The organism is Chitinophaga fulva (genome assembly GCF_012927205.1).
Lineage (GTDB): Bacteria > Bacteroidota > Bacteroidia > Chitinophagales > Chitinophagaceae > Chitinophaga > Chitinophaga fulva.
The window spans coordinates 107846-131691 of record NZ_JABBGC010000002.1 but is presented as its reverse complement, the minus strand read 5'-3'; the positions used below and the strand labels follow the sequence as shown (position 1 = coordinate 131691).

Annotated in this window: 19 protein-coding genes; 7 read left to right on the top strand and 12 right to left on the bottom strand. The window is 49.3% G+C overall.

The genetic code is table 11. The features are described 5' to 3' along the window. Positions 1–398 precede the first annotated feature (398 nt). From HHL17_RS17260 to HHL17_RS17250, 3 genes are read left to right on the top strand one after another with little or no spacing between them, the layout of a single operon-like run. Positions 399–1805, top strand: a complete 1407-nt coding sequence (locus HHL17_RS17260) for a TolC family protein (RefSeq protein WP_169226087.1) — start codon at positions 399–401, stop codon at positions 1803–1805. 33 nt (positions 1806–1838) lie between these two features. Beyond that, complete coding sequence (locus HHL17_RS17255; RefSeq protein WP_169226086.1) at positions 1839–2795, top strand: HlyD family secretion protein; 957 nt, start codon at positions 1839–1841, stop codon at positions 2793–2795. A gap of 6 nt (positions 2796–2801) precedes the next feature. Then, the gene (locus HHL17_RS17250) at positions 2802–3977 is read left to right on the top strand and encodes an ABC transporter permease (RefSeq protein WP_169226085.1); all 1176 of its coding nucleotides are present in this window, start codon (positions 2802–2804) and stop codon (positions 3975–3977) included. Between the two features lie 36 nt (positions 3978–4013). Here the strand turns inward: HHL17_RS17250 and HHL17_RS17245 are convergent, their stop codons facing one another. The 5 genes from HHL17_RS17245 to HHL17_RS17225 all read right to left on the bottom strand — a co-directional run bounded on the left by HHL17_RS17245 (position 4014) and on the right by HHL17_RS17225 (position 7682). Beyond that, a complete protein-coding gene (locus HHL17_RS17245; protein ID WP_169226084.1) occupies positions 4014–4565 on the bottom strand; it encodes a hypothetical protein in 552 nt (183 codons plus the stop codon). Positions 4566–4607: 42 nt separating this feature from the next. Further along, a complete protein-coding gene (locus HHL17_RS17240) occupies positions 4608–5321 on the bottom strand; it encodes a dioxygenase family protein (protein ID WP_169226083.1) in 714 nt (237 codons plus the stop codon). 85 nt (positions 5322–5406) lie between these two features. Further along, positions 5407–6108 (bottom strand): LytR/AlgR family response regulator transcription factor, encoded by a 702-nt coding sequence (locus HHL17_RS17235; RefSeq protein ID WP_169226082.1) that lies wholly within the window; start codon positions 6106–6108, stop codon positions 5407–5409. A 31-nt stretch (positions 6109–6139) separates the two neighbouring features. Continuing rightward, positions 6140–7096, bottom strand: a complete 957-nt coding sequence (locus HHL17_RS17230; RefSeq protein WP_169226081.1) for a sensor histidine kinase — start codon at positions 7094–7096, stop codon at positions 6140–6142. Positions 7097–7328: 232 nt separating this feature from the next. Beyond that, the gene (locus HHL17_RS17225) at positions 7329–7682 is read right to left on the bottom strand and encodes a VOC family protein (RefSeq protein WP_169226080.1); all 354 of its coding nucleotides are present in this window, start codon (positions 7680–7682) and stop codon (positions 7329–7331) included. 270 nt (positions 7683–7952) lie between these two features. Between HHL17_RS17225 and HHL17_RS17220 the strand changes: the two genes are divergently transcribed. The 4 genes from HHL17_RS17220 to HHL17_RS17205 all read left to right on the top strand — a co-directional run bounded on the left by HHL17_RS17220 (position 7953) and on the right by HHL17_RS17205 (position 11448). Further along, on the top strand, positions 7953–9092 hold the full coding sequence (locus HHL17_RS17220) for a PepSY-associated TM helix domain-containing protein (protein WP_169226079.1): 1140 nt from the start codon (positions 7953–7955) through the stop codon (positions 9090–9092). Beyond that, the gene (locus HHL17_RS17215) at positions 9085–9264 is read left to right on the top strand and encodes a hypothetical protein (protein WP_169226078.1); all 180 of its coding nucleotides are present in this window, start codon (positions 9085–9087) and stop codon (positions 9262–9264) included. The genes HHL17_RS17220 and HHL17_RS17215 overlap by 8 nt, the downstream gene beginning before the upstream one ends. Before the next feature lie 132 nt (positions 9265–9396). Continuing rightward, a complete protein-coding gene (locus tag HHL17_RS17210) occupies positions 9397–10644 on the top strand; it encodes an MFS transporter (protein WP_206156067.1) in 1248 nt (415 codons plus the stop codon). Between the two features lie 60 nt (positions 10645–10704). Continuing rightward, positions 10705–11448 carry a DUF2625 domain-containing protein gene (locus HHL17_RS17205; RefSeq protein ID WP_206156066.1) on the top strand — a complete coding sequence of 248 codons (744 nt, stop codon included), beginning with the start codon at positions 10705–10707 and terminating at the stop codon, positions 11446–11448. Positions 11449–11569: 121 nt separating this feature from the next. Here HHL17_RS17205 and HHL17_RS17200 read toward each other — a convergent pair whose 3' ends face one another. The 7 genes from HHL17_RS17200 to HHL17_RS17170 form a co-directional block, all read right to left on the bottom strand. Continuing rightward, positions 11570–12979, bottom strand: coding sequence for a right-handed parallel beta-helix repeat-containing protein (locus tag HHL17_RS17200; RefSeq protein ID WP_169226076.1), 1410 nt, complete (start codon positions 12977–12979; stop codon positions 11570–11572). A 333-nt stretch (positions 12980–13312) separates the two neighbouring features. Next, positions 13313–14815 carry a RagB/SusD family nutrient uptake outer membrane protein gene (locus tag HHL17_RS17195; RefSeq protein WP_169226075.1) on the bottom strand — a complete coding sequence of 501 codons (1503 nt, stop codon included), beginning with the start codon at positions 14813–14815 and terminating at the stop codon, positions 13313–13315. A 27-nt stretch (positions 14816–14842) separates the two neighbouring features. Beyond that, positions 14843–17956: a SusC/RagA family TonB-linked outer membrane protein gene (locus HHL17_RS17190; RefSeq protein ID WP_169226074.1), complete on the bottom strand. Its 3114-nt coding sequence runs from the start codon at positions 17954–17956 to the stop codon at positions 14843–14845. Positions 17957–18277: 321 nt separating this feature from the next. Next, positions 18278–21466 (bottom strand): PVC-type heme-binding CxxCH protein, encoded by a 3189-nt coding sequence (locus HHL17_RS17185; protein WP_169226073.1) that lies wholly within the window; start codon positions 21464–21466, stop codon positions 18278–18280. A gap of 41 nt (positions 21467–21507) precedes the next feature. Next, complete coding sequence (locus tag HHL17_RS17180; RefSeq protein ID WP_169226072.1) at positions 21508–22368, bottom strand: ThuA domain-containing protein; 861 nt, start codon at positions 22366–22368, stop codon at positions 21508–21510. Positions 22369–22398: 30 nt separating this feature from the next. After that, a complete protein-coding gene (locus HHL17_RS17175) occupies positions 22399–23349 on the bottom strand; it encodes a 2-hydroxyacid dehydrogenase (RefSeq protein WP_169226071.1) in 951 nt (316 codons plus the stop codon). Continuing rightward, positions 23346–23834: a VOC family protein gene (locus HHL17_RS17170; protein ID WP_169226070.1), complete on the bottom strand. Its 489-nt coding sequence runs from the start codon at positions 23832–23834 to the stop codon at positions 23346–23348. The genes HHL17_RS17175 and HHL17_RS17170 overlap by 4 nt, the downstream gene beginning before the upstream one ends. Positions 23835–23846 lie beyond the last annotated feature (12 nt).

Genomic DNA, 23846 nt, shown 5'->3' with positions numbered 1-23846 from the left:
GGCTACAAACCGGGAATTAAAAAAACAAAAGTCCGTCAATAAACTCATTTCACCTTTTCCAGTAAAACGGGATAAGCGTATATAACCAAAAAATACATGCCTAAATATCCTCATAAATCAAACGCATAAATATCAAACTCTTAAAAGTGAAAAACAAAGTCAAATTTACCATCGAATGGTACTATATTCCCAACAAAGACGCCTGCTCCTTCTACACATGATCTGAAAAACGCTGCATACGGATGAACGTTTCTGCCCAAACCCAATACAAAAGTTTCAAAGAACGCTGATGATTTTATATATATAAAAGAAAAAATTAAACATTGGTTTATTTTATGTGTTAATTCAGAGTAATAAACTATGTTGCAACCATCTGTAGATTAAAAACGTGTTTATCAATGAAAAGCAAGCTGTCATTCCTACTACTTTCGCTATTATTTTACCACTACGCCAATGCACAAACGGCCCCCGGCTTTAAAGAGCTGCTTGACAGTGCCATGGTTCGGGATGCAGACCTCAAAGCCCAACAGACTAGAAACAAACTCACTGTACTGGACCAGCATAAGCTGAAAGATGTTTACCTACCGACCCTGGAAGTCAGCGGTATGGCCAGTTACCTGAATGCCACCGCCCGTGTTATTTCTCCGGAGCTGAACCTGCAACCGTTCCTCAACATCCCCGAAGGCAAGTACAATAACAATATCAATGTATCTGGTTTCTCAGGGCTGGCCAAAGCTGACGCCAAAATGCTGCTGTATTCCGGCGGTAAGGTACGGCAGCTCAACAAAGCACTGGAAGAAAAGCGGCAGTCAGAAAATATCCTGCTGGAAAAAACATCCGATGAAGTGGCGGCAGTCATCTCCCGGGCGTATGACCAGCTGGCCCTGGTGCACCAATCCAAAAAGGTACTGGACGAGGCTAAACGAAGACTGGACGCCAACCGTAAAACAGCCGACAAAGCGCTGGGATATGGACTGATCACCCCTTACGACCATAAAAAGATAGAGCTGGCACAGGCCACCCTCGACTCTAAAATGGCCGAATATGAAGGGAAAAAAGAACTGCTGCTCACGCAGCTCGAAGTGCTGACAGGCATCGATAAGGAAAGACTGCGGCTGATTGAACCGGTATTGGTGCCGGTAGCCCTTCCCGCACCACAGAAAACAATCGATCAACGGGCCGAGATACGTGCACTGGACCACGGCATCAACGCATCCGGCTTTAAAATAAAAGCAGAACAAACCTGGTGGATACCCAAAGTACAGCTGATGGCAGCTTCCTATTATATAGGACTGTATGGCGCGAGGGTCAAGTCGTCTGACAATATCATCCCTCCTATTCCGGCCATCGGCTATCCTGGCCGCAAGCTGGACTGGAAGCCCACCAACCTCAATATCTTCCCGATGCTGACAGCCGGCGTCGGCTTTAAATGGGAGATTTTCGACGGCAGAGAAGGCAAACATGCCATCGAAACAGCCCGCATCGACAGAGAGCTGCTGCAAAATCAGAAGTATGATGCGATGCGCAAGCTGACCCTGAACCAGGCCAACAATCAATCCAATTACAACATCGCCAATTCACAGATAGCCCTGAAGAAAAAAGAGAAAGAGATGGCCAACAACGCACTGGTGCAGGCGGAGAAAGAATTCAGGTATGGTATGTCCAAGTCGACCCAACTGATAGAAGCAGAAAACGACCTTGAAGCAGCGGAACTGGATTATCAGAACGCCATCTTCAATCAGCGCCGTGCAGCCGTTGAAGTGATGCGGTCCACCCAGGAACTGGACATCACCAAGTTGTATTAAGCCATCACCATTACTCAAACTAATTACTGTAAGATGAAAATAACTACACCCATATTATTGATCTGTTCACTGGCACTGGCGAGCTGTTCTTCCAAAAAGACCAACAGCGAGCGTTTCGAGGGCAAAGCCAAAAAAGATGTGGTGTCTTTTGCGCCGAAGGTTACCGGCAGAATCCTGAACATCTATGTAAAAGAAGGACAGACCGTCAGGAAGGGAGATACCCTCGCCTTGCTGGACGTACCAGAGGTTTCCGCCAAAATAGCACAGGCGCAGGGGGCGGTGAATGCCGCCACCGCACAGGAACAAATGGCACGCAACGGTGCTACGGCCGATCAGTTGAAACAGTTGCAGGCGAAATACAAAGGCTTAAAGGAACAATATGAATTTGCCCGGAAATCATATGAAAGGGCCACCAATATGTTCAATGACAGCCTGATGTCCCCACAATCCTACGATGAAATATATGCAAAATACCAGGGCGCCAAAGCGCAGTACGATGCTGTGATCGCAGAGCTGGACGATGTGAAGAGAGGCACCCGCGTGGAAAAAGTGAACATGGCCGCCGGTCAGGCCTCACAGGCCAAAGGCGCTTTACAGGAAGCCAATGTGGCCTACTCCGAGCGTTATGTCATCGCCACCAACGACATGGACATAGAGACGATCAGCCTGAACCCCGGAGAGCTGGCCACTGCCGGCTTTGCACTGTTCAACGGCTATATCCCGGGAAGCACCTGGTTCCGCTTCACCGTGCCGGAAAGTAAAATCTCCGCGTATAAAAAAGGACAGGACGTAAAAATGAAAGTGCTGTACAACAACGAGGAACTGGATGGCAACATCGCTTATATCAAACAGCTGACCCGCTACGCGGACATTACCACTGCCTTCCCCGACTATCAGCCGCAGGACGCGATCTATGAGATCAAAGTACAGCCTAAAGATGCGGGCAAGACTAAAGACATACTGGTAAACGCAAGTGTTATACTGAAATAATCAGGCATGAAAGAATTTTTCCGATTGTTGAAACGGGAGTTTAAGCTGTTCCTTGGCAATTCCACCCTGCGCTCGGTGTTTTTCCTGGCGCCGGTGTTGTATGCCACCCTGATCGGCTTTGTATATAAGGCCGGAAAGGTGGAAAATATACCCGTGATCGTTATTGACAAAGATAATACCCCGCTGTCCGCACAGCTGGTGGAAATGCTGGGCGACAATAAAAGTATTAAAACGCTGAAGTATTTACAGGAGCCGTCCAATGTAAATGATGAAGTGATTAAAAGAGAAGCGGCGGCCGTAGTGATGGTCCCGGCACGGTTTGAGGCCGATATCCTGCAGAAAAAATACCCGGAAGTAAATGTGTATGTGAATACCAGTAATGTGTTGACTGCCAACTTCGCGTCTAAAGCGTTACAGCTGACCATCGGCACTTTCTCTGCCGGTGTTTCCATCAAAGGATTACAGAAGATGGGGATGCCCGCCGTCAGGGCTGCCACGCAGTATGAGCCGTTTAAGACCAACTACATCACGCTTTTCAACACGACCAGCAACTACCTCATATTTATGTGGCCCGCCATGCTGGCGGTCGTATTGCAACAGGTGATACTGCTCGCCATGGCGATCAGCTTTGCCGCGGAGTTTCAGCGGGGCTCATTTGTGACGGAATATGCCGGCATGCGGCGCTGGGCTTTCCCGATCATGCTGATCAAGGTGATCCCTATCTGGACGTTCTCCATTCTCATCGTTTCCATCTATTACGGGATGCATATGTTCTTTAATGTGCCGTTGCCCGAAGGTATTCTCAGCTTCATATGGCTGACAGCATTCTTTGTAGGTTCGGTATCGTTCATGGGCGTATTTGTCAGCATCCTGATACCGGACGCCTTAAAAGCCACGCAGGTACTGATGGTGATTGCTTCGCCGGCATTTATCATCAGCGGCTTTACCTGGCCGCTCAGCGCCATGCCGGCATTTGTGCAGTTTATGGCGAATATCATTCCGCTGACGCCGTTCTTACAGGCATTCAAAATTCTGTTGATACAGAAAGGGTCGGTGGAACTAACGTTCCCCTATATACGGCATTTGGGTATCTTATTGGTGGTATATGCCGTCCTGGGCTGGCTGGCATTGAAGATAAAACTGTGGTACCTGTTCAGAACAGCCAAAGAGGGCAAGTTGTAAGCCGGCTGGCTTACAACTTGCCCAACCCTGTTTTGTTTAAAGTACCTGTGCCATATGATGCACATCCTGCGGCTGCGACAGCGGTTTGTAGCTGGTAATGGCCAGCTGTGGCTGCAGGGCCACCATGAACGTATCATAAGTATCTGGCTGACCGGTCTGTTCGGGAGCCACCAGCAACAGCCGGTCGCCGATGATATGCAGCAACGTAAATGGCGGTGTGATGTAATTCACCGCAACACGGTGCTGGTTACGATCTTCGGTGTCAGACTCGATCAGCTCCAGATGATACAGTTCAAAGGGCAGTTCTTTGCTGCCGAGGCAATCCGTCACCCCCGGAATCCTGTTGCCCAGTTCCTGTAAATACAACCCCACGGCAAAGCCTACTTTATAATGCAACGAATTGGATTTCGGATGATGGGCTTTTAGCTCGGTGAAGGTCCGGAACTGTTTATCAGGATTGTATGCCTGCGACTGCATGAGGAATTCCACATAGGAATCTTCGAATATCTTCTTCTCCAAATCCCCGGTGGAAGCTGCATCTATGATCTGTCTGAAAGACAGGATGATCTGCGCTGGCTGCATCTTCATAAAAAGAAATTAAATCGACTGGTAAGAAATTGGTTGAAAAAATTATCTGATGTTGATCGTGTGATACAGGTTATATCCCCCGCCGGAAGCAGGTGTTACGGTAGCCAGTTCAGTAGCCAGTGAGTCGTTGATGATGGTGTCGAGGTAGTTGGTAGTGGGGTTCTGTCCGTGTGCCGCATACAACGGTGAGGCATACACGGCAGCGTTGACCGCATCCGGGAAAGCGATCTGCGTGGTCAGGTACAGCGTAGTACCGATGAATATCTGTGCATGCAGGTGGGCGCAACGGCCGGGGTACCATCCGGGGTAAATAGACAGGAAATGCACCAGGCCACTGGCGTTGGTATATTGCAATCCTCTGCCGAAAAGACGGCCGATATTGTTTTGTACGCCCAGGTAACCGTTGTTGACATAACCGGAATAATAGCCGTCTTTATCACACTGCCAGATGTCCACCCGCGCATTGGTCACCGGCGCACATCCCCTGCTAACGCTTTGCACTTTGATGTCGATATTCAATGGCACACCGGGTTTGTTGTCAGTGATATTTACCCGGTTGATAGCGGAACCGCGGCTATTGTACAGTGGATACGGCCCGTCCATGTCGGGGTCAGTGAGGCGGCAGGCAGCTTCTGTCTGAGCGCCGGCAGCTTCCGCCGCTTTAGGATCTGTGTTATCCTTCTTACAGGCTTCCAGCAATACAGGGGCAGAGATGGCTGTAACAGCCAGTGATCTGAGAAAATTTTTCCTTTCCATAGATAAAAATTGTTTAGCTAAAGATCAGCTAACGCTATTTTTTTATCAAGCAGGTATCGGTAAAAGCGAGTGATGTACCGATGTATCATTTACCACTCCACTCCCGGATATCCTCAGCATAGGTGCTGCTGACAGGCAAGGTGGTACCGGAATGCAACAGTACCTTTCGGTAGGCAATGGCACAGATACTGCGCACAGCCACGATATAACTGCGGTGGATACGCCGGAAGCGGTCATGCGGCAGCTTCTCCAGCACTTTCTTCAGTGGCATCAGCGTAAGCACGGGGCGGCCGTTTAACAGATGGATGCGGATATAATCTTCCAGGCTTTCTATATACTCTACTTCGTCCAGCCATATCCTCACCTGTTTGTATTCCGCATATACGAAAAAGGACTCCGGCTCCCGCGGCGCTACAGCAGCCTGTTTGTAGTGGTACTGCATCATCGTTTTCTGCATGGTCCTTGAAAACCGCTCCATGCTGATAGGCTTCAGCAGGTAGTCCAGCGCCTCCAGTTCAAACCCCTCATGGGCAAATCGTTTATGCGCCGTCGTGAAAATGACCATGGGCTTTTCTTCCAGTGAACGGACCAGGTCGATGCCGGTGATATCAGGCATATTGATATCGATGAACAGCAGATCTACCGGACGGCAACGGAGGAATTCAGCGCCTGAAAGCGCGTCGTCGAAAGTCTGCAATAGCTGTAAAGCGGGGAACTGCGCGGTGTAGTTCCTGATCAGCTCCAGTGCAAGCGGTTCATCATCTATAGCGATGGCTCTAATCTTCATATAGGTGAATGAAGTAAATGGTTCGTACGGGTTAATCTGTCAGTAATGTCAGTCTGACGGTATATAGGTTGTTATCTGTAGTTATATCCAGTACATGTTTTTGTGGATACAGTAATGCCAGCCGTTGCCTCGTATTGGCAATGCCCACCCCGCAGCTGTTGACCGGCGCGGGTTCCCGGAAGATACGGTTACAGCAAAAAAAATCAATCTGATGGTCCTTAATGCTCAGGCGGATAGTAACCGGTACCGGCAGATGTTTACTGATGCCGTACTTAAACACATTTTCCACGAACGTCATCAGTATCAGCGGGCTTATCAGCTTATGTTCCATCTCCCCGGAGACCTGGTAATCCACCGTTCCCGGCCGAAGACGAAGCTGTTGCAGGGCGATGTAATCACGGATACAGGCCTCTTCCTGCGGAAGCGGCACATAGTCAGCGATCACGTCGTCCGTAATGTAACGCATAATATTCGATAAGCGCAGAATACTGTCCGCAGTGTAATTATTTTTTGTCAGCGCAAGGGTATAAATATTGTTGAGCGTATTATACAGAAAATGCGGATGTACCTGTGCTTTCAGGAAAGACAGCTCCGCCCTGATCTTCTCCCGCTCTGCTGTGAGCGCGCGTTGCTCCGTCAGTTGCCAGCGGCGCGTAGTGGTAATGGCCGCGCCCAGCGCCATGATCATAAAGAAGATAAAGAGGCTGGTGATATCGATGACCGGCGGCACATATACCCACTCCGCTCCTTCCGGCGGCACCGCCCATTTCTGCCGCAGGAGCCGGTCAAACGGTTGCAGGAAAAAGATACCCGTACACAGCGCCACGGCCATGGCTGCATAACCACCATATCTGCCCGGAATAAAGAATCCGGGCATCAGGTAATAGCGATTGAAATAGAACAGGCAGATGTAACAGCTGCAGAACAGCCAATAACTGTAGTGTGTGGCAGGCGCTATCAGTTCGGTATACCCCTTCCCGTTAGACATGAACAACAACGGGAATATCATAAACAACAAGCAACAGACGATGTGAATACAGATTTGAGGGGCTTTCCAGGATAACATATACAAATTAAGGGAAGCAGCAGGGTTATTTTTCATGAGTGTCGATGAAACGGGGAAATGTACCGATCTGTGGATGAAGATATAAAAACCGCTTCCATCAACAAAAAAGGTTGTAAGCTTCTGACTTACAACCTTTTCAATTAGTTTACTGCTATTACACCGTGGCCCAGACCGCCAGTTCATATCCGTCGGGGTCCTGGAAGTGGAACCGCTGGCCGCCGGGAAAGCTGAAGACATCTTTTACGATCTTCCCTCCTGCCGCTATCACCTTTGCTTTGGTCGCCTCCAGGTCATCGAAATACAGCACCACCAGCACCGAGCCTTTTACCGGTTCCCCCGTAGTGAAGCCACCATCTACATAATCTCCTCCGAATGCCGTATAGTCCGGACCATAACCGACGAACTTCCAGCCAAAACTCTTATGATAAAACTCTTTAGCGCGCTCAATGTCTTTCGTAAGAAACTCCAGGTACTGTACCTGTTCGTGTTTTAATTTGTTTGCTGTCATGGATAGAAGTGTTTTTGCAAAAATATATAAAGGGTGATGTTGCCTGTTTGGAAAAAAACGACAAAATGCGGCACAAGACGAGATCTGGTACTGTTGCGGTTTTCGGGTGATCAATCCGTTTTCAAGATACCTAAATTTCCCGATTGGATAAATTATTTTCCCAATCTCGTTACCAGCAGCGTTGATCCGATTTGCATTTTTGCAACTCATATCCCTATTCATGGTGGAGCGCTTATTTCCGGCTTCTTCAAATTGGACAATTAATACTTCATGGATATCAAAACCGCTAAACGATGGTTCAACTGGCATAAATGGAGCAGCCTTATCTGTACCCTGTTCCTGCTGATGCTGTGTGTAACCGGCTTGCCGCTCATCTTTCACGAAGAGCTGGACAAAGTACTGGAAAAACAGGTGGTGGCCGACATTCCACCAGGCGCGCAGCCATTGTCGCTCGATTCTCTGGCAGTTGCCGCTTCCGCACAGTATCCCGGCAATCATATCCGTTATGTTTTCTGGGACGAAGAAGACCGTAACAAGGTGATCTTTGACCTGGCGCCCAAACCAGATGCCCCGCCGGAGCAGAGCAAGTATGCCATGCTGAACCTGTACACCGGCGAAGTGCTGAGCAAACCCTCCACAGACGGCGTTATGGCCGTGATATTGAAGGTCCATACCAATATATTCCTGGGCATCGGCGGCAAGTTGTTTCTTGGGCTGATGGGCATCCTTTTCATGGTGGCCATTATTTCCGGTATCGTGTTGTATGGCCGTATCATGAAGAAGTATGATTTCGGCATGGTACGCAAATACAAGTCCAGGCGGCTGCAATGGCTGGACACGCACAACCTGCTGGGGATCGTTACCCTTGCATGGGCCAGCGTAGTAGGATTTACCGGTATCATTAACACGATGTCTGATGTGGTGTTGTTCATGTGGCAGCAGGGACAGCTGAAAGAGATGGTAGCACCTTATGCGCACCAGCAGCCCTATCAGGGCAAACTGGCCTCGCTGGACAGCGCCATGGTAGTGGCACAAGCCGCAGCGCCGGATATGGAGCCGCGTATCATCACCTATCCGGGCACGATGTTCTCCAGCAAACACCACTATGCCGTGTTCATGAAAGGGAATACAGCCCTTACTTCCCGGCTGCTGACACCTGCATTGGTGGATGCACAGACCGGCAAACTGACCGACCTCCGGAAGATGCCATGGTATGTAAACACGCTGTTCCTGTCGGAGCCGCTGCATTTCGGCGACTATGGCGGTATGCCGCTGAAAATCATCTGGGCGTTGTTTGACTTCGCTACTATCGTTATTCTTATTACTGGTCTGTATTTGTGGTTTGAGCGCAGGAATGCCGCCAGATTACAATGGAACAGACTGGAAAAAATCGCAGCAGAAAATGAATAATTTTTCCAGGTTATGGCTTAAACCGATACTAATAGCTGTTCTTACCCTCTCCGGACTGATTGCGGCGCTGGTAGGCGATGGTATCTGGGATATATATTCCTGGATAGCTTTGGAAATACCGGTGGTACTGATGATCAGGTACTGGTGCTACCCAACAAAAATAAAGGATTAATTAAAGACGGTACTATCGCTTCCATGATAGCCCCACTCGTCTATTCAATAAATTTATTGAATAGACGAGTGCATTTAATATCTTTGCGGTTTAGTGACGGATTATACCCATAACAATCACCGTAGGATCATCATGGACATCAAATTAGGATTAAAGGAAAACTGGCAACAGTTCACCCTGCTGGTGCTGGTCAACATACTGGTAGGCGGGATGGTGGGCCTTGAACGGACAGTGGTACCACTGGTGGGCACAGAAGAATTTAAGATCGGGTCAGACATCGTGGTGTTTTCCTTTATCATCGCTTTTGGGGTGGTGAAAGCATTTACCAATCTTGTTTCCGGCGTGCTGGCCGACAAATACACCCGGAAGCGCGTACTCATTGCCGGCTGGCTCGTAGGGCTGCCGGTACCTTTCCTACTGGCCTGGGGACCGTCGTGGAACTGGATCATTGTGGCCAATGTGCTGTTGGGCGTCAGTCAGGGACTGGCCTGGTCTATGACGGTCAACATGAAAATAGACCTCGTAGGCCCGAAAAAACGTGGACTGGCCATGGGCCTGAACGAAGCAGCCGGTTATGGCGCAGTGGGGCTGACAGCCTTGCTCACAGGGTATCTCGCAGCACACTACGGACTAAGACCAGCGCCTTTTTATATCGGTATTTTTTACACCATCGCCGGACTGATATTATCCATACTGGTGATCAGGGACACGCGGCAGCATGCCCGCCTGGAATCCGCCCTGGTAGCACAACAAAACCTGCCGGGAGAGAAGTTTCACAAACCCGATTTGTTATGGGTGTTCCGGGAAACGTCCATTAAGAACAGGAACCTCTTTGCCGTTTCACAGGCAGGGCTGATCAATAACCTGAACGACGGCATGTCCTGGGGCGTCTTCCCTTTGTTATTCATATCTGCCGGCGTTGGCCTGGAAGGCGTTGGCTGGATAAAAGCCGTATATCCGTTCGTGTGGGGCTTAGGGCAGGTCATCACCGGGCCGCTGGCCGATAAGATTGGCCGCAAGCCGCTGATCGTATGGGGCATGTTTGTACAGGCATTGGGACATGTGGTCATCGGACTGGCATTCTTTCCCCCGCTCACATCCGGGCTGGCAGGTTCTGTACTGCTGGGCATTGGCACAGCAATGGTGTATCCCGCGCTGCTGGCGGCCGTCAGCGATGCGGCACATCCCTCCTGGCGGGCATCATCACTGGGCGTTTATCGTTTCTGGCGGGACATTGGTTACGCAGCAGGCGCGCTGATGGCGGGTATTGTGGCCAACTTCCTCGGACTGGTATGGGCCGTGCATATTGCAGGCATCATTACCTTCCTGTCAGGTGTGGTGGTATTATTCCGCATGAAAGAAAATAATCCCAGACTATAAACCGGATTCATTTACTTTGCGCAGAACAGATTTTTTCGCGCTATTATGAATGATCATCGTTTGAACCACCCATTACAATTGCTCGGTGTTGCCTGCTTGTTTGCCACCAACGTCGCTGCGCAGGCTCCCAAAAGACCATTGGAAGAATTGATCAACACCAAAGAACCCGGTTGGGAACATGTTACCTCCTGGATCGACAGTGCCACCAATAAGGTAGAAGTCCTGCCTGTTACGGAAAACAAAGCCAGGGAAACCTTGTACGAAGCACAGGTGACCACCCGTTCCCCTATGGGCGCCATCATTTTCAACAGTGGCGGCATACTGGTAGATCATGGCTGGATAAGGATTTTAGGCTCGGGGCACACTAAACTAAACAGGACGCTCCAGACCTGGAACGCTGGTAAAACACTGTTCCCCGAGGGCAACACAGGCTTTATCTTAGTGGCAGACGACGCTGCCGGTGGTTTTTTCGCGATTAACGGCGGCGGCCTCGGTAAAGACATGGGTAAGACGTACTACTTCGACCCATCTGCTTTAGCATGGGAACCACTCGATCTGACCTATACCGAATTTCTGCTGTTTTGTTTTGAAGGGGATTTAGCAGAATTCTATCATAACCTTCGCTGGAAAGACTGGCAACAGGAAGTATCCACGCTCGACGGCAATGAAGTCTTTAGTTTCTACCCCATGCTCTGGACGAAAGAAGGTAAAGACATTAATACCGTTCACAGAGGGAAAGTTCCTGTGGAGGAACATTACAGCTTTGTTGTACAAACGATGCACCAGCTGAATGGAGAAAAATAATTAATATAAAAAAGGCCGCACAGTGCGGCCTTTTTTATAGTTCAGCTTCATGGTGTAATATCAGATTAACAGCAATCCCCTTTTTATTTATCCCCTCTCCCATTATTATTCAGGCAAATGATCAGGGTATTTTCCTGTAGCCTGATGCGCCCATCGGAGATCCCGGATTAGGCAGATAATAATTGTTGACATCCACATTGGCTGCAGCCACTGTCAGGAAACGTGTGTTGGCATTAGCCCCGGTACCTTCCGTAGCAGCACCGCCGTTTTCCAGATAGATATAGGCAGAAGGATAAATGACGCCAGTACCACCCGTTCTCGGCTGGATAAAGGCGTTTGCATTCACGATCTGTGCACCTGTCTGACCGGTATAGCCATTGATACGCAGCAGGGAGCCTCCGGACTTGGCGATGGTATTATTGGTAATTTGTACAATGGCATTGTCTGTGCCTCTCATGCTGATACCGCTGTTTTCTGTCTGATTATCCCTGAACAGGTTGTTATGGATAATATGATAGCCACCGCCGGCACCGTAAAACTGGCACATCTCGCCCCATCCGTCATGAACGTAGTTGTCATGCGTATTGGTGTTGGTAGTACGGCCACCGATGAGGATACCGCCGTTATGACCAAAATTTTGTTGCAGCCCCCAATTGGTGACTTCATTGTTATACACTTCCAGCAGATCGATGGCTGATGTCTGGATGCCATCAGCACCGGAGCCGGTTACATAGTTGTTATAGATTTTGACGTTGTACCACTTGATCGGCTGCACGTAGATCTGGCCGGGTGTAAACAGCGTATCATATTTAGGCTGATTGGTGCTCAGGTTCCAGTAGGTGGCGGTATGACCGATGTACATGGACTCGTTCAGTGTACCGCTGATAGTGATATCGTGGATACGCAGGTTGTTCATGGTAGAGTTGGGATACCAGCTGGCGGTGTCAGTCAATGAAGGATCTGTTTTGGCCCAGATGCCGGTACCGCCGTTGTTGATCGTCAGATTGGTGACTTCAATGTTGTCGGTATGATTCCGCAGCACCAGGTCGAAATATGCCTCCCGCAAGGGTTGAGAGGAACCGTTGATAACAAAATCTGATTTACTGTTGCGGCCACCGACTTTGATATAGTGACAGTTGTCAAATATAATTCCCTCTGCCCAGGAACCACCGTTCCAGGAAGGATTACCAATGGTCGTCGCAGCAGATGAGCCATTCCGGATAATAATCGGAGCAGCAGAAGAACCACTGAAATTAGAGAAATTGATACTGGTGAAATTGCCTACCAGATTCAGTATATCCCCTGGTTGATAGTAGTTATTGGCATTATTCACGACCAAATAGCCGTAGGCATCCGGGACAAGGTCAAATTCCCGGCCTGACAGCAGCAGGCCATTCTTGCTTTTGTCTTTCGACAGCACATCGTCTGTCTGATTGTTTTTACGACAGCCCGCGCCGATGAAGCTATAAAATAAGACAACCGCCATGAACACTGCACATGATGGGAGGTTAAACAGTTTGCTTGTTTTCATAAAACGTAATTTGGAAATTTTGGGACATGAAAAAAGGGTTAAGGGAGTCAGGGACTTAGGGGTATATATACGATCGTTAATATAGTACTTCTGTTAGTGCGGGTGCGAACAAAACGCAGCTAGATTAAAATAAGGAACACAACAAATTGATAATCCGTCTGCTGTATTCTGTTGTCAGAAAGAGGATAGTTATCCAGCTCCTGAAAAGGGTGGATGAATCGTATGCCAGCATTTAAACGAAAAAAACAGGCTTATAAGTTCGATACTTACAAGCCTGTTGCCCACCGGAAGTCGCATCTTCCCGGAAGGCGATGGGGTTAAAACATAAAAATTTTAGTATCCCTTTGTTGGTACGAGGTTAGGATTGTTCCTCAACTCTGTACTGGGTATCGGGAACAACAGCTCTCTTTCGGTCAGCACCGGGCCATAAGAAAACTTATGCCCAACGTAGTTATCAAATCCTTTCGTGGTCAGGTTAAATGCTTTCCGTAAGCGCGCCATATCAAACCAGGTAACGTTTTCAAAGCACAGCTCATACCAGCGTTCGCGCCATACGGCCTCGCGGAACTGTTCTTTCGTCAACCCGGACAAAGCCGGCAGCGTTGCCCTCGTCCTGATCTGGTTGACCGCATCATAGGCTTTTGCGCCCGGCCCGCCTACTTCGTTGGATGCTTCCGCATACACTAACAGAATATCAGCATAACGGATCAATGACCAGTTAAGATCGCTGTTGGCCGTGGAAGTCTGCGCTGTCACGTCAAACAGCTTATACAGGAAATAGCCGCCCAGCGCCACTTTCTTGCTTCTGTCGTCCTGATTGGTGAATTCCGTAAAAAAGAACTGTCCTTCTTTTACTCTTAAGTCCGCCGGATCATATGATTTTACAAAAGCCTCTGTAGCATAAATACCGCCGGTTTCGGCAGAGTAAGCGGAGATGTTTTTATTGTAGGGAATGATCAGCGATTGCCAGCTTCCGGGGATGACCTGTGTTTTATACTGGATCATGAAAATGTTCTCTTCCACATTTTTCTTTGCCGGATTGTGCAGGTCATAATAAGTATCGAACAATTTGTATTGTTTTGAGTCCAATACTTCCTCTGCTTTTTTGGCGGCCAGATCGTAGTATGCATTGCCTTTCTGCAACGGGTATCCGGCCATGGTGAGATACACTTTTGCCAGCAATGATTTCACGGCGCCCAGCGAGGCTTTGCCGCTGGCATCTACCCAGGGCAGGCCTGCATTCTCGGCTGTTATCAGGTCATCTACGATCAACTTATAAACCTCTTCTGTAGGCGCCTGTTTAGGACGTATCTGGTCAGATTTTAAATCCACCGGTTCCGTCACCAGCGGAATGTTGGCAAATAGCTGCACTAAATTAAAGTAGTACCATGCCCGCATAAAATGTGCTTCGCCCAGCAGCCTTTTGAGCTCGGTCTGGTCCATATTGATTTTGGGAATCTTGGCGATGGAAAGATTAGCATTGGTGATGCCTTTGTAATAGTTCCGCCAGTAATTTTCCCCATAGCCGTTATCAGCTGTATTGTGCAGGTCTTTGATGTAATAGCTGTTCACCGCCTGTCCCAAATCCGTGGCGGCCTGACCGGTGGCAAATTCGGTCATCGTCCAGGCGGCGCCGCCAAAATCGCCGCTCATCGGGTCACGCAGGGCAGCGTAGATAGCATTCACAGACGCCCGGGCGTGTTCCGGTTTTGTAAAATAGCTGTCTTCAGTATAATTGCTGGGATCTGATTCATCCAGAAATTTCCGGCAACCGGTCAACCATAAGGTACCTGTTGTTAATACCAGCAGTCCATATTTTATTATTGTTGCTTTCATGATTTCTAATTAAAAAATTACACAATACTATAATCCCACGTTCAATCCCAGCATAAACACCCTTGGTTTCGGATAATCGTACAAAGTCAGCCCCTGGTCGAAAGGAGAACTGGAGTTGGACACTTCAGGATCATATCCTTTAAATTTGGTGACCAGGAAAAAGTTCTGCACGGAAGCATATACCCGCAGGCGGCTGAGTTTCATGGCAGACACGGTTTTGGAGGGGAACGTATATCCCAGCAACAGGTTACGGCCACGGATAAACGATCCGTCTGTTACTTTATGGCTGTCGTTGTTGGTAGTGTAATACGCATTGATGGGGCGTATCTGTGCGATAGGCGTATTCTGATTGGCTTCCGTCCACGCGTTCAGCACGGTCTTGTAACTATTGGCAATACCTTGTCTGTCTTCAGCGGAGTGGATGCTTCTGTCAAGAACATCGTTGCCGTACATAAACTGCAGGTCAACGGTCAGTGACCATGCCTTGTACTGGAAGGTGTTCAGGAAAGTGCCATATCCGTCGGGAATACCTTTTCCGATGATGACCCTGTCCAGGTCATTGATGATACCGTCGTTGTTGATGTCTTTGTATTTGATGTCACCCGGCAGCATATTGTATTTCTTCGCCTCGTCTGCTTCTTTGGTGCCCCATGTTCCCAGGCTCTGTCTTCCAAAGAAAGAACCTACGGGCTCGCCTACACGGATAATGCCATTACCGGAATAGATGTCTCCATTGGCCAGCGCCAGCACTTTGTTTTTATTGACAGAAATGTTGAAGGTGGTGCTCCAGGAGAAATTATCTGTTTTGATGTTGGTAGCATTGATGGCAAACTCAAACCCCCTGTTTTCCATACTTCCCACGTTGGAGAAAATCTTATCACGACCAGTGGTATACGGCAAAGGCGCATCCAGCAGCATACCGTCTACCCTTCTGCGGTACAGGTCCAGTTCCAGGTTCAGCCGGTTGGCAAACAATCCCAGCTCCATACCAAAATCGATCTGCTTTGTTTTTTCCCATTGTAATCCGGGGTTGGCGATACGGTCAATACCCACACCGGAGTTGCGTGTACCGCCAAAGACCACGGTATAGTTGCCTAACCCTGCCAGCGCTCTGTAGGCCGGAATTTCAGAGTTACCGGTAGCGCCGTAGCTGGCACGGAGTTTCAGGTTTGAAATAACCGGGATGCTCTTCATGAAGTTCTCTTCCGTTACCCTCCAGGCAAGCGCTGCGGATGGGAAGAAAGCAAACTGGTTGTCCCTGCCGAATTTGGAAGAACCATCCATACGGCCGGTGAAGGTGACTAAATACCTGTTACGATAGCCATAGTTGACACGGCCGAAATAGGAGTTCAGTCCATTGGCCGTGGCTACGGAAGAGGGCGGCTGTGGACTGGAGCCTGCACCAAGATTATTGTATTTATAGTAAGAATCGTTGAACCCTTCCGTATTGGCCTGGTTCTCAAAACGGTCGATATGTTGCCAGGACACACCAGCCATGGCATTCAGGGAATGTACTTTGGCAAACTCCCTGCTATAGGTCAGGTAGTTCTCAAACTGCCATGAGTTGTACCGGTTGTTGTTGACAGCAGCATTTCCGTTATCAGAAATATATTGCATGCCTTTCGCTGCAAAATAGTCTTCCCGCTGGTTGATGATGTTGGTACCCAGGGTTGATTTTAATTCCAGCCCGGGAGCCAGTTGGATATTGGCGTACATATTACCCAGGAAGGTTTGCGTATGCAGGATAGATATCCTGTCGGCGGCTACACGCAGCGGGTTGTCCCCGCCTTCCATGCCCGGATAGTCCCTGTTGCTGGCCCAGGTGCCGTCAGCATATTTCACCGGGATGATAGGCAGTGCTTCCAGTACCTGGCGCATCATGGTGATGCCGCCGCCGTCCAGCTGATCGACCTGTTTTTCCCGCTGATCGGTGTAACTCAGGGTACCACCGACTTTCAGCCAGTCTTTTATTTTGCTGTCGAATACCAGACGGCCGGCATACCTGTCCTGCCAGGAACCCCGTGCCAGCCCTTCCTGGCTGCGATAGTTCAAAAATGCGCCGATGCTTCTTTTCTCATCACCATCGGTAAAGCCCAGCTGGTGGTTTTGTGTAAACGCTTTTTGAAAGCTTTCATCCTGCCAGTCAGTATCGTACAGCGGATTTCCCTGTGAATCGAATAACTTGGGATTGGTGCGTTTCGTTTTGGGATCGGTATATTTTGTTCCGGTAGCCCAACCGACAGGATCATATTTCTGCGCGTTGGCATAAGCCAGGTCTTCTACCGCCAGGAACTCTTTCGCATTCAGCAACTCCAGTTTCCTGGGTAGCACGCCGATGCTGAAATCCGGGTCGTAGGTCACCTTTCCGCCGCCTGCGTTGCCTCTTTTTGTGGTCACAAGGATAACGCCATTGGCGCCACGCGCGCCATAGATGGCTGTGGAAGATGCGTCCTTCAGCACTTCTATGGAAGCGATGTCATTGGGGTTGATATAATCGATGGGGGTACTGCCGTTCCGCAGATCTACCGGGTTCAATATCACCCCGTCAATTACATACAATGGATTATTAGACACGCTCAATGAGCTGGAGCCGCGGATGCGGATGTTGGTACGACCGCCCGGCCTGCCGGAGTTGGACGATACGTTCACCCCGGCCACACGGCCCGATAAGCTCTGATTCAACGAAGATGCAGGCCGCTCCTGGAGCGTTTCTGCTTTAACCGTACCAACTGCGCCGGTCAGGTCCGATTTCTTCGTCGTTCCATAACCCACTACCACCACTTCATCTATCTTCTTCACGTGTGGAACAAGCCTGATCACCATATCCGCCGTGACCGGCACTTCCTGCGTAACATAGCCTATATAGGAAACAATCAGCACAGCATCGTTAGACAGGCCTTTGAGTACAAAGTTGCCGTCCCCGTCTGTTGTTGTCGCCTTGTCGGCGTTTTTCACTTTAATGCTGACGCCAGGCACTCCAACACCATTCTCTTCCAACACCTTGCCTCGCACGTCCATAAGCAGACCGGATGATGCGGCGTGGGCCTGCGTTAATATCCCTATCAGCAGGAATAAAGTGGCATAAATGATTTTCTGGCGTAACGCCATCATTTTAAGATTCACCGTGGAAAACTGTTTCATAGTTAAAAAGTTATCAGGTTAAATTTGATCGTTCTTTGTTTCAGTCACATTCAAAAAAGACGGTTGAGCAGCGGCAATAGCCGGCCACACCGGTGGATGACACCGGAACTGGCAATTACAACTAAAGGGAGATGATTGGCTTACAGTGGTTTTTCTGGTTGATAAATATATACCTCGACTATTGTAATTAGATATCCTAACAATATTAAATATCCAGGCCGGTAGTTCCTTGCAATATTTTCGCTAAGTGAAATAGTAATTAAACAAAAGGATAATTTACTGACGGGCACTTTCGTAGGTGCCCGTCAGTAGGTTCATGGATCATTTCTTTTCCATCGGGTGTTCTTTCAGCAATTGTTCTGGAGAATAGAAGTCTTTTTTGCTTTCTATTTTTTTCCTCACCTGTTTTACTTTCTCCGGAGTAACAGCCGCTCCGCTGTTCCCGAAACTATTCCGGACATATGTCAGTACCGCTGCTATTTCCTCATCTTTCAACAAGTTGCCGAAAGGAGTCATGGGCACCTGGCCCGGGTACTTTTTATTGTTCACCTCTATCGGGCCCAGCATACCTTTCATCACCAGTTTGATAAGCCGCTCCTCGCTGCCTGTCACCCATTGTGAATTGGCAAGCGGAGGGAAGCCTGAATCAGGAAGCCCTTTTCCATCCGGCTGATGACACGTTCTGCAATATCCTTCGATAGCATAGATCTGTTTGCCCTGATTAAACAAAGCCAGTTCGGCGCCTTTCAGTTTTACGTTGCTCCCCTCCTCGTTTTCATCTTTTACATTCTCTCCTTTTAAATGCGCAACGGCTGCATCATAGGCATGGACCATCCATTCGTCCAGGGGCATTTTCTTTGCTTCTGCCAAAATGGGAAGCCCTTTTTCCTTGCCTAGCCAGGAAGCGGCCACAATAGCCATCAGGCGTACACGGCTGTTTTCATCCCTGGCAGCCTGCATCAGCAAATCTGCCTGATCAGGCACCTGATGCCCGGTGTAGCGCACCACCTGCACCGCTGCTGCCCTGGCATGATAGTCCTTCGCTTTCAGCACCTGTTTTAAAAGGTCCTGGTCTACTTTATTCATACCCCAGCTTACCCAGAGCCCTTCGAGCAGATGATGATCATATTTAGGATCGTTTTTATCCAGGTTGGCCACCCATGTTTTTAATTTGGCGAGTACCTGGGAGACATCGCGTCCTCTCAGTTCACGGCGGGTCCTGTAACGGGTCCTGTATTCCGGCAGTTTGAGATTGTCGAGCAGTTCCTCAATGCTGGCCCCGGCTATGTGGGCTGGTTTCACCAGTGGTCTTGATGGATAGGTGATGCGATATATCCTTCCGTGGGAGTGGTCCCGTAACGGATCGCGTGCATTGTGTTGCATGTGCCCGATCAGGATGTTGTGCCAATCGATGACATACAATGAGCCATCGGGCGCAAATTCCAGGTCCACCGGCCTGAAATTGGGATCACCGCTCACGAGCAGGTCCATCCGGTGATGGCTTTTATAGCCTGTTCCATCATCCTGTAAAGTGTGTTCTTTAGTACCGAGGAAACCGATGGTATTGTTGATCAGGAAATCTCCCTGCACCTCATCCGGAAAATGGCGGCTGGACACAAATTCGAGGCCTGATGTAGGCCGTACCTTATGTTTCTCCTCTACCAGTTGTATTGATTTGTGCGTGTGCTGGCCATATCTGGGCAATACGGTGCCGGGGAGCATCCAGCGTACATCCGGGCTGGATGTTTCCGCAAAGAATGGCTGGCCCCAGTCATCGAAGGCAATACCCCATGGATTAGGGATTTCCAGTTGAGCCGTACGTTCCAGTTTACGGCGTTTCGGGTCGTACCTGTAAAAGCCGCCGTTGGTGGCGCGTACCGTGCCATAGGATGTTTCCACATGTGTATGCAGGAAAACGCCTTCCCCGGAATAGATCGCCCCGGAAGGGTCTACCGTAAAGGCGTGGCTGCTATGGTGCGTATCATGGTCATCGAAGCCACTGAGCAGGATTTCCGCTTTGTCTGCCTTATCATCGCCATTGGTATCTACATACAACTTAAGATTTGTGCCCTGGGCCACATACACCCCTTCCGGCGCTATCTCAAAGCCGATGGGCAGATGCAGGCTATCGGCGAAAGTGATTTGTTTATCGGCCTTGCCATCGTTGTCGGTATCTTCCAGGATAATGATTTTATCGTTAGGCTTGGCATCTCCTGGTTTATAGTGCGGATAGCTCGGCATAACGGCCACCCATAAACGTCCTTTATTGTCAAACGACATCTGCATGGGTTTGGCCAGGTCCGGAAACTGTTCTTCCGAGGCAAAAAGCTCTACTTTGTATCCTGGCGGCACTTTCAGCTGGTGGACCGCCTCTTCTCCGCTGAGATACCGGAGACTGCCATTCTTAGCAGGATTGTAGTTGGTTTTAACCGGTGGCAGCACTTTGGTGTGTTTATCCGCAACAGCGATGTCTTTTTTCTGTCCTTTGGATGCTGCCAGCCAAACCACCGAGTCCCTGATAGCCGTCATTTCACGGATCTTCTCTATTTCAGCGGGATAGTTGTCCGGCCCATAAGGATCGTAGCGACGGCCAAATACATGCACGCCATTGGGGATTTTATAATCGTTGAGCCACATCCAGTTTTTTTCCTTCACCGCGTCGTGCACCAGTTGCCTGTTGGCATCTGCCTTCGGAGTGGCTTTCCCGAAAATCTGGTCTACCAGCAGGCTTCCCAGCTTTTTATACCCTTCTTCATTTAGTTGGGAACCGTCGATGGTCAATGGCTCCTTTGTCTCCTCATACCATTTTTGGGAGGGTGTAAAGGCGTCTACAAATAATACATGATTCTCCTTTGCCACCTCTCTCATGGCTTCGGTGTATAACGCCAGGTTTTCATTTTCTTTCTTACCGTTGGGCAGATCATATTTATCAGAGAGGTCTTCAAAGGCGATCGGTGAAACTAGGGCCAGCTGCGGCGCTGCGGTACCGTTGTATTTTTGTTTCAGCGTCCATTTGATAAAGGCGTCCAGTTCTGCCTTGTAATCAGCCAGACCGGTTTTTCCTTCAAATGATTCGCTGTAACCGAAAAAGGCAATGATCACATCTGTTTTGAGCCTGGTCAGCCATTGGTCTGGTGTTTCAAAACGGCCCTGGCTGTGGTTGTCCATGGTCTCTACCTGTTTGGCCAGTTCCGGGCGGAATTTCTCTGCGCCGGGAAAAGCCCAGGGGGAGTTCCTGCCGGAATGAGGCCGGAAGCCGGGCGTTTCACCGCCGTCGCACATATTGCGGATGAACAGGTTATATTCCGGGTAACGGACATAGAGTTCCGTCTCAAAATTATCATAGTTGATCATTCTCGATCCCAGGTTATTACCAATCAGGGAGATATGTGATCCATTGGAAACCGTAAGCGGAGCGTGGCCGCCGGACTTACAGGCATCCAGTATCATTATCGCCAATACCAGGGGCACAAGCGGTACATACATACCGATTTTAGATAGTCTGGACATCGTAAAATAAATTTTAACGGGAATCAGTAAACGTTGAGTACTTATTTCGCCACACGGTAGGGCACGCGGATATCTATTTTGCCTTTCCATTTGCGGGGCACTTTCAGTCCCAGTTCATCGTGGATGGCGTTGATCACGAGCCGCTGGAAAGGCTCCTGCCTGAAATCTTCCGGATGGCCCATCGTTGTCATAAAAACTTTGCCGCCGAAGGAGTTCGTGCCTGTCCAGGCCACGGGATTTTCGATCGCTTCTTTATCCGGGTTGACCGCCTTGCCCATGAGCAGCCAGGTGGAGCCTTTCACGGGATAATCCGGTAATACGCGGTACAGCCAGGAACGGACGTGGAAATTCTTTGCAACGCCTGTCAGTATCGGGTTGTTTGCCTGTGCAGGGATGATACTGACATCCGTGCTGCTTTCATGTCCATAGTGCGTATGTTTGGCAACGCCGCCCCAGCCGGGAGGCGCATTTAAAGCGAATTCACCGAAGGCATTCCATTTTTCGCTGGCATGACCCTCTGGAAAATGGAAGGCATGTGTCGTAGTACGGAAGCCCATCACCGGTTTCCCGCTTTTCAGGTAAGCATCGATATAGGCCAGCTGGTCAGCAGGCAGCAGGCGCCAGCGCAGAAAAAAAACGGCCAGGTCTGCCTGTTTAAGGACCTCCAGGCCGGGAATATTTTCTTCGCTGTTATAATCAGGCGATGCCTTGAGCACAATTGTTTTCATGCCGTAGTTTTTCTCCAGCGCAGCGGCGATGAGCGGCATCGTTTCCTCGCTGCTGTACTCATGATCTCCGGTCACAAACACCACCAGCGGCTTTTTCACCTTCCCGGAAGATTGGGCAGAGAGTACGCCAGCAGTACTGGCGATAAACAATAAACAAAGGAGAATTTTTTTCATTGTACAGCGTTTTATTGACGATCGTTTTTTTTATTGAAGCGCGTGCCGGTTGTATATACTATTCGGATCAGGGCCTTTGCCTGTAAGGGCAGCCACCACATTGTTTATCGTGACCATACATATATGCTTGTACGTAGTAGCGGTAAGACTGCCGGAATGCGGCGTAACAATGACCTTCGGATGATGCACCAGTTCCTGCGACTGCACCGGCGGTTCGTCCGGTAATACGTCCGCCGCATAACCTGATATCCTCTTTTCGTTTAATGCCAGCAGTAATGCGTTATGGTCCACCAACGCGCCTCTTGCCGTGTTGATCAGCAGCGAGCCTGCTTTCATCAGCCCGAGCTGCGCAGCGCCGATAATTCCATTCGTTTCATTGTTGAAAGGGAGATGAAGGCTCACCACATCGGAACGTTGCAACACCGCTTCCATAGGCAGGTACTGATAAGGCAGATCGGTGGCGGACTTGCTCCAGTAGCACACTTCCATCCCGAAAGCCTCTCCCAGCCGGGCTACCCGTTTTCCAATATTTCCCATGCCGAGTATGCCGAGGGTTTTGCCGTTCAGCTCATCACCCGCATATTGATTGCGCCAGGCCCAGTTGTCCTGTTTTACCTGTGCCACTGATTCGTACATGTTGCGCATCAGCATTAGCATCAGCGCCAGCGTATGTTCTGCGATAGTGGCAGCGTTACTGCCCGGTGCATTGATGACCATCACCTTCCTGGCAGTAGCTTCCGCAACATCCACGTTGTCCAGTCCCACGCCACACCTGGCAGCCACCAGCAAATGCGGGCAGGCATCCATCAGTGGTTTATTGATCAGCCCCTTCCCTCTTGTGATGATGGCATGGACATCCTCCTTGTCGAGTGTTTCTTTTAAATCGGTATCGTTGTATCCCGTGAATACGTTCACGTGTTCCCGGAGGACAGCCAATGCCTCATCTGCAATTGTTTCGAGCAGTAGTACGTTTTTTCTCATCTGTCGTGATATAAAGTAGCATCATCTGACCGGTATCCCCTGAAATCATTTCTGTTGGAAACATACAATCCTTCTTCATAAAGCTCGTCCGCAAAAATCCGCGGATCAATGTCAGCACCGGGCGTGGAAGAAATTTCCACCAGGTTGCCGGAAGGGTCGCGGACAAACATCTGCATGGCCCCGTCAGGTAGTTTTCTCACCTTGCCCCAGGGATGGATGTCAATCACGTTCAGTTCCTTCATGCGGAAGAAGAGGCTGTTGAAGTCATCTACCTGTACACAGATATGCCCACGGAAGGATGTTTTATCTTCCCATTCAGAGATATGTAATTGTTGTTCGTCATTAAATTTGAAGAACATCACCGGATAATCAAACCTAAAGGCGGCAAGCGGTGCTAAGCCCAATTCATGCTGATAGAAGGCCCCGGCTTTCTCCAGATTGTCTACGATCAGCGTAACGTGGTTAATTTTAAGTGCTTTAGCCATATATCTTTATTT